This window comes from Mariniflexile aquimaris, assembly GCF_042676825.1.
In the GTDB taxonomy this organism is placed as follows: Bacteria; Bacteroidota; Bacteroidia; order Flavobacteriales; family Flavobacteriaceae; genus Mariniflexile; species Mariniflexile aquimaris.
Window position 1 is genome coordinate 948,139 of sequence record NZ_JBHTIB010000012.1, and the last position, 11,752, is coordinate 959,890.

The 11,752-nt window shown below is 33.9% G+C and carries 13 protein-coding genes and 1 other RNA gene; 5 read left to right on the forward strand and 9 right to left on the reverse strand.

The genetic code is table 11. The features are described from left to right. Positions 1–52 precede the first annotated feature (52 nt). The gene (locus tag ACFQ0I_RS12125; protein WP_379943042.1) at positions 53–868 is read right to left on the reverse strand and encodes a M48 family metallopeptidase; all 816 of its coding nucleotides are present in this window, start codon (positions 866–868) and stop codon (positions 53–55) included. Between the two features lie 168 nt (positions 869–1,036). Between ACFQ0I_RS12125 and msrB the strand changes: the two genes are divergently transcribed. Together msrB and ACFQ0I_RS12135 are read left to right on the forward strand one after the other, a co-directional pair. After that, positions 1,037–1,507, forward strand: a complete 471-nt coding sequence (gene msrB / locus ACFQ0I_RS12130) for a peptide-methionine (R)-S-oxide reductase MsrB (protein ID WP_379942617.1) — start codon at positions 1,037–1,039, stop codon at positions 1,505–1,507. Positions 1,508–1,524: 17 nt separating this feature from the next. Then, positions 1,525–2,082: a DUF1572 family protein gene (locus tag ACFQ0I_RS12135; protein ID WP_379942619.1), complete on the forward strand. Its 558-nt coding sequence runs from the start codon at positions 1,525–1,527 to the stop codon at positions 2,080–2,082. Between the two features lie 135 nt (positions 2,083–2,217). Here ACFQ0I_RS12135 and ACFQ0I_RS12140 read toward each other — a convergent pair whose 3' ends face one another. Then, positions 2,218–3,501: an NAD(P)/FAD-dependent oxidoreductase gene (locus ACFQ0I_RS12140; RefSeq protein WP_379942621.1), complete on the reverse strand. Its 1,284-nt coding sequence runs from the start codon at positions 3,499–3,501 to the stop codon at positions 2,218–2,220. A gap of 117 nt (positions 3,502–3,618) precedes the next feature. On the opposite strand from ACFQ0I_RS12140, the gene lpdA reads away from it, so the two are divergent. Then, the gene (lpdA, locus tag ACFQ0I_RS12145; protein WP_379942623.1) at positions 3,619–4,995 is read left to right on the forward strand and encodes a dihydrolipoyl dehydrogenase; all 1,377 of its coding nucleotides are present in this window, start codon (positions 3,619–3,621) and stop codon (positions 4,993–4,995) included. A gap of 109 nt (positions 4,996–5,104) precedes the next feature. Here lpdA and aroQ read toward each other — a convergent pair whose 3' ends face one another. From aroQ to ACFQ0I_RS12160, 3 genes are all read right to left on the reverse strand, one after another. Beyond that, the gene (gene aroQ, locus ACFQ0I_RS12150; RefSeq protein ID WP_379942625.1) at positions 5,105–5,521 is read right to left on the reverse strand and encodes a type II 3-dehydroquinate dehydratase; all 417 of its coding nucleotides are present in this window, start codon (positions 5,519–5,521) and stop codon (positions 5,105–5,107) included. Between the two features lie 85 nt (positions 5,522–5,606). After that, entirely contained in the window at positions 5,607–6,212 is a 606-nt protein-coding gene (locus ACFQ0I_RS12155; RefSeq protein ID WP_379942627.1) for a porin family protein, read from the reverse strand. A 152-nt stretch (positions 6,213–6,364) separates the two neighbouring features. Continuing rightward, positions 6,365–6,877 carry an outer membrane beta-barrel protein gene (locus ACFQ0I_RS12160; RefSeq protein WP_379942629.1) on the reverse strand — a complete coding sequence of 171 codons (513 nt, stop codon included), beginning with the start codon at positions 6,875–6,877 and terminating at the stop codon, positions 6,365–6,367. Positions 6,878–7,040: 163 nt separating this feature from the next. Between ACFQ0I_RS12160 and xerD the strand changes: the two genes are divergently transcribed. Together xerD and ACFQ0I_RS12170 are read left to right on the forward strand one after the other, a co-directional pair. Continuing rightward, a complete protein-coding gene (gene xerD / locus ACFQ0I_RS12165; RefSeq protein WP_379942631.1) occupies positions 7,041–7,937 on the forward strand; it encodes a site-specific tyrosine recombinase XerD in 897 nt (298 codons plus the stop codon). A 118-nt stretch (positions 7,938–8,055) separates the two neighbouring features. Then, complete coding sequence (locus ACFQ0I_RS12170) at positions 8,056–9,219, forward strand: PAS domain-containing sensor histidine kinase (RefSeq protein ID WP_379942633.1); 1,164 nt, start codon at positions 8,056–8,058, stop codon at positions 9,217–9,219. An 18-nt stretch (positions 9,220–9,237) separates the two neighbouring features. Here the strand turns inward: ACFQ0I_RS12170 and rny are convergent, their stop codons facing one another. The 4 genes from rny to ACFQ0I_RS12190 form a co-directional block, all read right to left on the reverse strand. Then, positions 9,238–10,812 (reverse strand): ribonuclease Y, encoded by a 1,575-nt coding sequence (gene rny / locus ACFQ0I_RS12175; protein WP_379942635.1) that lies wholly within the window; start codon positions 10,810–10,812, stop codon positions 9,238–9,240. A 59-nt stretch (positions 10,813–10,871) separates the two neighbouring features. Continuing rightward, positions 10,872–10,999, reverse strand: a non-coding RNA gene (gene ssrS, locus ACFQ0I_RS12180) — 6S RNA. Between the two features lie 57 nt (positions 11,000–11,056). Beyond that, positions 11,057–11,350 carry a cell division protein ZapA gene (locus tag ACFQ0I_RS12185; protein WP_379942637.1) on the reverse strand — a complete coding sequence of 98 codons (294 nt, stop codon included), beginning with the start codon at positions 11,348–11,350 and terminating at the stop codon, positions 11,057–11,059. Positions 11,351–11,365: 15 nt separating this feature from the next. After that, positions 11,366–11,656: a hypothetical protein gene (locus ACFQ0I_RS12190; protein ID WP_379942639.1), complete on the reverse strand. Its 291-nt coding sequence runs from the start codon at positions 11,654–11,656 to the stop codon at positions 11,366–11,368. Between the last annotated feature and the right edge of the window lie 96 nt (positions 11,657–11,752).

Genomic DNA, 11,752 nt, shown 5'->3' on the forward strand with positions numbered 1-11,752 from the left:
TTTATGAGCAGCCTCGAAAGTACTTAAATATTTTTATTTATGTAAAAAACTATTATTTAAATGTGGTGACCCCAAATTTCTTTGCCTCTTCTCTAGCTTTTGGTGCTAAGGCTTCAAGATTAGCGATACGCGATGCGTTTGATGGATGCGTGCTTAATAACTCTGGTGTTGATTGCCCATTACTTAAGGCACTCATACGTTTCCAAAGTTCTGCTCCTTCAGCAGGGTTATAACCAGCAATCGCCATTAAATACAATCCTATTTTATCAGCTTCGGTTTCATGACTTCTACTAAATGGTAACATCACGCCTACTTGCGACCCAATACCATAATATTGATTAAAAGCATTTCTAGATTGCTCGTCTTTAATCGCAATATTTCCCGCAATAGCAACGCCTTGCTGAACGTAAGCTGCACTCATACGTTGCTGACCATGATTCGCTAAGGCATGTGCTACTTCATGGCCCATTATAGCTGCTAAGCCAGTTTCATCTTTCGCTATTGGTAAAATTCCTGTGTAAACCACAATTTTTCCTCCAGGCATACACCAAGCATTTACTGTTTTATCGTCTACTAAATTATATTCCCACTTGTAATCATTTAAATAACCAACATGCCCGTTAGCCGTTAACCAGCGCTCTGCAGCAACTGCAATTTTTTGACCCACACGCGTTACCATTTCGGCCTCTTTAGTGCCTTTAACTACTTTGTTTTCGGTTAAAAACTGGTCGTATTGCGCGAAAGCTGTTGGAAACAATTGCGAGTTGGGAACCAATGCCATTGTTTTCTTTCCTGTAAATGGATTTACTGCACAGGCTGAAATGATGGCAACAACACCAATAATTAGAAGTATATTTTTCAGTTTCATCATAGTTACATTATTAATAAACAAAAGTACAAAAATTGTACCTTTCTTTTTGGACACGTTTTTTTTTAATTAGTCACTTTTATAATTAAAATTTTTAAACAGGAAAGTGTGTTATGTTTTTACATATTATACGACAAAATGATTGTGTTCAATCTGAAAATAGTAACCATGAAAAGATACTTAATTTTTATTACGGCCTTACTTTTATTTAATTGTAATGGAAATTCGCAAAAAGATAAAAACAAAAGCTTCAAAATAACAAAAACGGATGCAGAATGGAAAGCACAGTTATCTGACATGGCCTATTATGTTTTGAGGAAAGAAGGAACCGAACGCGCATTTTCAAGTCCGTTAAACAAAAATTACAAAAAAGGTATTTATGTTTGTGCAGGTTGTGATACCCCATTATTTAAAAGTGAGCACAAATTCGATTCTGGAACAGGTTGGCCAAGTTTCGATAGAGAAATAAAAGGTAATGTCGCATTTTCAAGTGGCTCGGATTTATTTTATGGAATTGAAGAACATTGCGCAACTTGTGGCGGACATTTAGGGCACAAATTTAATGATGGCCCAAAAAACACCACTGGTATTAGACATTGTATAAATGGCGCCGCACTAAAGTTTATTCCTGAGAAATAAAATAACATCTTTACTTTATGGAAAGCTATATTGATAGTGCTATAAAGCAGTTTACATACTATAAAAGTTTAGGCGATAAAACTTTGGAACAGTTAACTTTCGATGAACTTAAGAAAGAAATGGCAACAGATTCTAATTCCATTTCTATAATTGTAAAACATATTGCGGGTAATATGTTAAGTAGATGGACTAACTTTTTAACCGAAGATGGTGAGAAATCTTGGAGACATCGCGATTCTGAATTCGAAGATTCATACAATTCAAAGGAAGAATTAATACATAATTGGAATAATGGCTGGAAATGCTTATTCGATACTTTAAATCTGTTAAATGATTCTGATTTGGAACGAATCATTTATATTAGAAATGAAGCACATACCGTAACCGAAGCTATTAATCGGCAATTAGCGCATTACCCTTACCACGTTGGCCAAATCGTTTTTATAGGAAAACTTATTAAAGGTAAAAACTGGCAATCTTTGTCTATTCCTAAAGGGAATTCTATAAAATATAATGAAGAAAAATTTAGCCAAGTAAAAAGCAAAAGCCATTTTAGGGATGATTTGTGGCAATAACTACATTTGGTATGGCGATGTTTTTGGCTGATAGGTTTGCGTTAGGGATTGAAGCGGCATCCTTTTGGTTTTCTTAAAAAAACCAAAAGATATAGCGGAAAGCCCGACCCTTGTGGTAACGCCCAAAATTTTAAACTACCCTTTTAGCTTCCTTTTAAACGGACGAATTATTAATCGTGCTTCTCTATCAAAACGAATATAATTATACACCCAATTTACAAAAACCACCATACGATTTCTAAATCCAATTAAGAAAAACAGGTGCACAAACATCCACACGTACCATGCAAATACCCCTTGAAATTTAAACTTTGGTAAATCTACCACGGCTTTATTACGCCCAATGGTTGCCATGGCGCCTTTATCTTTATATATAAAAGGTTTCATGGGTTGTTTTTCTATTAAGCGAATCATATTATCACCTAATTGTTGTCCTTGTTGAATGGCCGGTTGCGCCATCATTGGTAATCCATTTGGGAATTCTTCTGTAGCCATACAAGCAATATCGCCAATGGCGAAAATAGTTTCGAATCCTTTTACTTGATTGAATTCATTTACCAAAAGCCTATTGCCTTTTGTAATATAATCTTCTGCGTTTAAACCTTTAATAGTCGCTCCTTTTACGCCTGCTGCCCAAACTAAAGTGGCGGTCTCGAAAGTTAAATCGGTATTGGTTGTTACTTTTCGGCCATCATAATTGGTAACGCGTACGTTCTTCCAAATATTAACTCCCAGTTTCTCTAAAAAATCTTCAGCCCTTTGTGAAGCTTTGTCACTCATGCCTTTTAAAATACAATCGCTGGACTGAATAATATGTATCTGCGCCAATCGCGTGTCTAGATCTGGATAATCCTTTGGTAAAATTCCTTTTTTAATTTCAGCCAATGCACCTGCAAGCTCTACTCCTGTTGGGCCACCGCCAACAATCACAAAATTCATAAGCGCATTGCGCTCGTTTAAATCGGATGTTAATAAAGCTTCTTCAAAGTTTTCTAGAATTAAGCTTCTTAAATTTAAAGATTCAGGTATGGTTTTCATTGCCATACTATACTTTTCGATTTCAGAATTACCAAAATAATTGGTTTCAGCACCCGAAGCTACTACCAAATAATCGAATTTTAACGGACCAATATCGGTCATCACTCTTCTATCCTTCGTACTTATTTCTTCAACATTAGCAAGTCTAAAATGAAAATTTGGAAAATCTTTAAGAATTTTTCGAATAGGATATGCTATAGAATCTGGCTCTAATCCGCCGGTAGAAACTTGGTATAATAAAGGTTGAAACGTATGATAGTTGTGTTTATCTAATAACACAACCTGCACTTCTTGCTTCGATAATTTTTTGGCTAACGCTATGCCAGCAAACCCGCCTCCAATTATTACAACCCGAGGATAACTGGTTAAAGGTATGTTCATATTCTAATTCTTAAAAACAAAGGTAACAAAAGATTCAAATTTATAGGTTTCTAAATTCTTTATTCGAAATACGTTTCGTAAATTGGCACCCTAATATTAACTGATTATAAAAATCTCATGAGTAAATACGATATTATTGTTCTTGGAAGTGGTCCTGGTGGTTATGTTACAGCTATTAGAGCATCGCAATTAGGCTTTAAAACTGCAATTGTTGAAAAAGAAAATCTTGGTGGTGTATGTTTAAATTGGGGTTGTATACCTACAAAAGCATTGTTGAAATCTGCACAGGTTTTTGAATATTTAAAACACGCGGGAGATTATGGGTTATCTGTTAAAGAATACGATAAAGACTTTAATGCTGTTGTAAAACGTAGTCGTGGTGTTGCAGAAGGCATGAGCAAGGGTATTGAGTTTTTAATGAAAAAAAACAAAATCGACGTTATTAAAGGTTATGGGAAACTTAAACCTGGTAAAAAGATTGATGTTGATGGAACAGAATATAGTGCCGACCACATTATAATTGCAACAGGAGCACGTTCTCGTGAATTACCAAGTTTACCTCAAGACGGTAAAAAAGTAATTGGTTACAGAGAAGCTATGGTGTTACCAACCCAACCTAAAAAAATGATTGTGGTAGGTTCTGGAGCTATTGGTGTTGAATTCGCTTATTTCTACAATTCTATGGGAACAGAAGTAACCATTGTAGAATATTTACCAAATGTAGTGCCTGTTGAAGATGAAGATGTATCTAAACAATTAGAAAAATCTTTTAAGAAAAGCGGTATTAATATTATGACTTCTGCCGAAGTAACTAAAGTTGATACTTCTGGCGCTGGTGTAAAAGCGACTGTTAAAACAAGTAAAGGTGAAGAAATATTAGAAGCTGATATTATTTTATCGGCCGTTGGTATTAAAACAAACATTGAAAACATTGGTTTAGAAGATGTGGGTATTGCGGTTGATAGAGATAAAATTTTAGTTAACGGATTTTACCAAACAAACATCCCTGGCTATTATGCGATTGGAGATGTTACACCTGGTCAAGCATTAGCACACGTTGCTTCTGCTGAAGGTATTTTATGTGTTGAAAACATTGCAGGAATGCATGTTGAGGCTTTAGATTACGGCAACATACCTGGTTGTACTTATTGTACGCCAGAAATTGCAAGTGTTGGTTTAACCGAAAAGCAAGCTAAAGAAAAAGGATACGACATTAAAGTTGGAAAATTCCCATTCTCTGCTTCAGGTAAAGCGAGTGCTGGCGGAAATAAAGATGGTTTTGTAAAAGTTATATTTGATGCTAAATATGGCGAATGGTTAGGTTGCCACATGATTGGTGCCGGTGTAACCGATATGATTGCCGAAGCTGTTTTAGGAAGAAAACTAGAAACTACAGGACATGAAGTGTTAAAAGCAGTTCATCCTCACCCTACTATGAGTGAAGCGGTTATGGAAGCTGTGGCTGCCGCTTATGATGAAGTAATTCATTTATAGACCATTAGATTACTAGACATCTTAGATTACTAGATAAAAAAGTTCCGACATGTATCGGAACTTTTTTGTTTTATAATGATTTATCTACGTGTTAAATTTTATTAGGAATCTATAAAAAACTTTGGACAGCCAAATCGTAACTCTGCAAACCAAAACCAAGAATAACGCCTTTAGCATTTGGCGAAATATAAGATTGGTGGCGAAACTCTTCTCTGCTAAATGTATTTGAAATATGCACTTCTACTACAGGCGTTTCTATACCTTTAATAGCATCTCCGATCCCAATAGAAGTATGGGTGTAAGCCCCTGCATTTAATATAATACCATCATAACTAAATCCAACTTCGTGCAGCTTGTCTATTAAATAACCTTCTACATTAGACTGAAAATATTCTAATTGCACATTAGGGTATTTTTCCTTAATAGCCTCAAAGAACTCTGTAAACGTTAAACTTCCGTAAATATTTGGTTCGCGTTTGCCTAATAAATTTAGGTTTGGACCATTGATGATGATTAGTTTTTTCATGAAGTAAATATATTAATTTTTGATATAAAAAAAGAGGTACTGTTTTTCTTTACTTAAAACAGTACCTCTCTATCAAAATTATATTTTAAAGCTTGAAAACACCTCCAACATTGAATGAACTTTTAGAGTTTCTAATCCCATAAGGTAAAATACCATCTTCAGCAACATCTATAAAACCACCATATCCCTGATAATCGATGACTAATTGAAAGTTTTCACTAACATCAAATTTATATCCAATACCCAATGCAATACCTACATCAACACTTTTCAAAAAGTCCTTTATATCCACGGTTGGACCGTCTGAGAATTCAGTTTTTGCACTTTCGATAAATGCAACCGAAGGACCGAAATTTAGAAACCAATTTCTATTTTTACCAAAATGCCAATTTGCGTTTAAAGGAACCGATAAATAATTTAATTTATCGATATTATCATATCCGTCTTTAGCACCCATGGTATCGTACAATAAACCAGACCTCAAACTCCATCTGTCATTTAAATAATACTCTACAATTGCGCCTGCAGTCAATGATATTCTGGCATCATAGCCATAATTTCTATCGCTTGGAGTATAGGTTGAGAATGCCACTCCTAATTGAGGCGCTAAGGTGAAATCGCCAGTGTTACTTTGAGCGTTTAAGGTGTTCAATCCGAGTATCAATAAACCAATAAGAACTAATTTTTTCATAATTTTAAGTCTAATTTAATATGTGTTATTACTAATATAAAAGTAGTATAATTATATTTGTAAATAACAAAATTTCTTACGTGAATTTTCAAAAAATAAAACAAAAAAAAGGAAGCTATTTAGCTTCCCGTTTTTTTAAACATTCAAATTAATTACAATCCAAATTGCACACCTAAGGTTAGTACATCAAACGAACCACCATCAAGACTCACGCCTCTGTAAGCAAAAACAATATCCATTGAGTCGCTCACACTGTAATACGCTCTTGGTGCATAATAAAATCCTCCATCATTACCATCATTTATACCAATTGCATATCCTAAATCTGCTCCTAAGCCAAATTTATCTGAAACATTAAAACGTGCAGCAGCCGCGATAGGTAAAAATTGAACATCATCAACATCTAAAGTAACTGATCCACCTTCACCAAAATCGTAGGTTTCTGAATCCCCAAAAGAATGAGAAAAACCTGTAGCTATACCGGCATCGAATCCGTCGGATACTTCCCAGAGATAACTAAGATCTACAGTAACATTAAAAGTCCATCCATCTCCCGCATCACCAATTGGAAGTCCTAAATTAACACCAGCATTAAAATTGCCTTGAGCATTCAAATTACTCATAGCTAAAACCGCAAAAACAAATCCTAAAACTAATTTTTTCATAATGTCTTAATATTTAGTTGGTTAATAACGAATAAATTTAATGTTTTTTTTGACACATTCGTAAATTACTAATGTAATTTTTATTGATATCGTAAAAAATACGTAGAGGTACGTATTAAATATTCATGTAAAAATATAATAGAATTATCCTATTTTTACACTTATGAAATGGCAACATGCATTAAAAGATTATCAACTCTATTTAAAAATTGAACGTGGGCTTTCTAAAAACTCCATTGATAATTATACGCTTGATGTTGAAAAATTAATCCGTTTTTTAGAAGACAAAAACATTAATGATTCGCCGATTACCATTACAACCGAAACCATTCAACACTTTATTTATGAAACTGCCAAAACTGTAAAAACCAGATCGCAGTCACGTTTAATTTCAGGTTTACGAAGTTTTTTTAATTATTTGGTGTTTGAAGATTATATAAAGATTAATCCGCTAGAGCTTATTGAATCTCCCAAAATAGGCCGAAAACTTCCAGATACTCTTTCTGAAGATGAAATAGATCGCATCATCAACGCCATAGACTTAAGTACACCAGAAGGCGAACGCAATCGCGCCATGTTAGAAACTTTGTATGGCTGCGGACTGCGAGTTAGCGAACTCACAAACCTTAAAATATCGGATTTATTTTTTGATGAAGGCTTTATAAAAGTGACGGGAAAAGGCGATAAACAGCGCTTTGTGCCTATTGTGAATGTCACGCAAAAATATATCACTATTTATAGAACAGAAATAAGAAATCATATGAGTGTTAAACCAGGTTTCGAGGATACTCTATTCTTAAACCGACGGGGTAAACAACTTACTAGAGCCATGGTTTTTACCATTATTAAACAATTAGCCGAAAAAATAGGACTTAAAAAAAGCATATCTCCGCATACGTTTAGACATTCTTTCGCAACCCATTTATTACAAAACAATGCAGATTTGCGCTCTATACAACTTATGCTCGGGCATGAAAGTATTACCACCACCGAAATTTACGTGCATCTGGACAAAAGTCATCTCACTAAGGTTGTAGAAAAATACCATCCTAGAAAATAAACTGCATTTTATCGAATATTTTTGTTTTTAGTCGGATTTATTATATCTTTGCCTATAACTATTTTAAGTTTTATCGTACAAAAATATATTTAAATAGCCCCTTATCTCTCAGGTCATAATGGATATTAAAAGAAAAACTCATAAAACATTCAACTTAAACACTTCAAATTCAATTGATTTCAATGAATTAAAGTGGAAGTTTGCTTTAAAAAACTCTAACATAGGCATTTGGGATTTTGATGCGAATTTAAATAGAGTCTTTTTTTCTGAAGAATCTAAAAACATCATAGGTTTTAAATCGGATGAGTTTGGGTCTAATCCTCAAGATTGGAATGACAGAGTGCATCCCGAAGACAAAGAAAAATATTTTAAGGATTTTAACGACCATTTAAATGGGCTAAAACCCATGTACACCAACACACATAGAGTGCTATGTAAAGACGGAACCTACAAATGGATCTTAGATAAAGGAAAAATAATAGAAAGAGACAAAGATGGAAATCCTCTAAGAATTATAGGGACGCATTTAGATATTACCGAACAAAAAGAAAACGAGCTAGCGAATGCTAAATTGTTAAAATTGCTTAAACTCCAAAATGATAAATTAACAAATTTCGCGCACATTGTAACACATAATCTCAAATCGCATGCTGCAAATTTTGAAAACTTATTAGAATTTTACGATGAAGCAGAAACTGCGGAAGAAAAAGAAGAGTTAATTGGCCATATGAAAACGGTTACGGAATCTTTAACTAAAACCATAGCTAATCTCAATGAAATAGTATCGATTCAAACCAACAAAAATGACGAAGTTAAAAACCTTAATATATACAGCTATATTAATAATACTATAAATCTCTTGGAGGTTGAAATTAAACAATCGCAGGCGGTGATTATTAATGAAGTTAATCCACTTATTAATATAGATTTTAATCCGGCGTATCTAGAAAGTATTTTTCAGAATTTAATATCAAATGCCATTAAATACAAACACCCCAATAGAGCGCCTTACATACAGTTTAATTCTATCGAAACAACCGATTCTTATCAAATCACCATTCAAGATAATGGTTTAGGTATCGATCTGGATAAATATGGCGACGAAGTGTTCAAACTTTACCGAACGTTCCATAGAAATGAAAACTCTGAAGGTGTTGGTCTCTACTTAATAAAAAATCATATAGAATCTTACGGAGGAACTATCACACTACACAGTGTGGTAGACGAAGGTTCTATATTTACTATAACATTACCAATCAAAACAAAAAAACCGGTTAATTAACCGGTTTTTTTTTGATTCTTATTTAGCGATATTTACTGCCCTTGTTTCTCGAATAACTGTAACCTTTACTTGTCCTGGATAGGTCATATCGGTTTGAACTTTTTGAGAAATACTGAATGATAATTCGGCAGCTTTTTGATCATCTACCTTTTCACTTTCAACAATGACTCTTAACTCTCTTCCCGCCTGAATAGCATACGCCTTTTTAACACCATTAAATCCAAATGCAATATCTTCTAGATCTTTTAAACGTTGAATATAACTATCTAAAACTTGACGTCTTGCACCTGGACGAGCACCAGATATAGCATCACATACCTGAATAATAGGTGCTAATAGCGATTTCATTTCAATCTCGTCGTGATGTGCTCCAATGGCATTACAAACTTCATCTTTTTCACCAAATTTCTCAGCCCATTGCATACCTAAAATAGCATGTGGCGTTTCCATATCGGCTTCGGCATCCGGCACTTTTCCAATATCGTGTAACAATCCAGCACGCTTCGCTAATTTAGGATTTAACCCTAATTCGGCAGCCATTACCCCACAAAGTTTGGCTACTTCACGCGAGTGTTGTAACAGATTTTGTCCGTAAGAAGAACGATATTTCATTCTACCTACCATTTTAATAAGCTCTGGATGTAAATTATGAATTCCTAAATCTATAACTGTACGCTTACCTACTTCTATGATTTCTTGTTCGATTTGTTTTTTCGTTTTTTCAACGACTTCTTCAATTCTTGCAGGATGAATTCTTCCGTCTGTTACTAACTTATGCAACGACAAACGTGCAATTTCTCTTCTAACAGAATCAAAACACGAAAGTATAATAGCTTCCGGTGTATCGTCTACAATAATTTCAACGCCAGTAGCCGCTTCTATAGCGCGAATATTTCTTCCTTCACGGCCAATAATACGTCCTTTAACATCATCCGATTCAATGTTGAAAACAGACACACAGTTATCGACTGCCTCTTCTGTTCCAATACGTTGAATGGTGTTTATAATGATTTTTTTAGCGTCTTGCTCTGCCGTTAATTTGGCTTCTTCCAGGGAGCTTTGAATGTATGCCATCGCATCATTTTTAGCTTCTCCTTTTAAAGATTCTACCAATTGTGCTTTAGCTTCTTCGGCAGAAAGACTAGAAATAACTTCTAACTGTTGTACCTGACTTTTATGTAATCGGTCAATTTCTTCTTGTTTCTTTTCTAACACATCAATTCTGTGGTCATAGTCCTTTTCTTTTGATTCAAGACTTTCACTCAGTTTTTTAGTTTTAGAGAGCTCATTAGAAATTTGAGACTCCTTATCGCGTATACGTTTTTCTGCTTCGGCCATTTTTTTATCACGACCGAGAATCACTTTTTCGTGCTCTGCTTTAAGCTCTAAAAATTTTTCTTTAGCTTGAAGTATTTTATCTTTTTTAATTGTTTCTCCTTCACTATTCGCCTCTTTAAGAATTAATATGGCGTTCTTTTTAGCTTCTTTAACCAGTTTAGAAGCGTTATTTTTCTCTAAGGCTTTTGCTATTATAAAACCTATAATAAGTCCTATAATTACACCAGCAGCAATCAATATAATTGAGTTATCCATTATTGTGTTTAGTTAATTTTAATATATAAAAAAGCCTACATCAGTTTGAAATTTTGTATAAACTCCTTAAATACAGGTTTAAGGCTAACAAGCTGATCAAGGATCTGCTAGGTACTGAAATAAATTCAGCACATGCAGCATGCTTTTACAACTTAAACTCACCTTTTTTAAAGAATTAACGTTGAGTTTATCAAATATAAATAACTAATGTAGGCAGTAACTTTTAGTTTATTTTAAAGAACGTTTAAGAGACTAAATGCGATTGTAGCAAGTTATTTAAGGCATTTAGTTTTTCTTCTAAATGCTCACTTACACTCTCTTTATCAATAGACTTCTGTTCAACCTGAGATGCAAATTGTAAAGCACACATAGCTAATACGTCTTGTTTATCTCGAACAGAATAACTTTGCTCAAATTGTTTAATCATCGCATCAATGTTTTTAGCCGCTTTTCGTAACCCTTCTTCTTGACTGGCTTCAATTGTTAAAGGATACACACGATTGGCTATTGAAAGCTTAATTTTTAACTTTTCTGACATTGGCTCTTTTATGTATTAATCAGAGAGTTGCGCTATACAATGGTCTATATCTCTAATTAATGCGTTTATTTTAAGCTTAGTTTCTCTTTTATTTTCGTCACTACCAAGTATTGTATTTGCCATTTTTAAAGCTTCATATTTTTCTTCCCAATTTGCTATTTGCACTTTTTGGTTCTGAATTGCTTGCCTTGTAATCTCTAATTCTTTATTCAATTTCGAGTTAGCCAGCTTTAAAAGCTCAAGTTTGTGTAATACTTTGCTAATTTTGTTTTCTAAAGAATCTACAATATCTTCAATATTACTCATTTACAAATTTCAATACTTATCTCACAAAGTTAACATACCTGCTTATAAATTACAATTGTTTTTTAATAAAAATTTATTTTTATCGTTATTACTCAA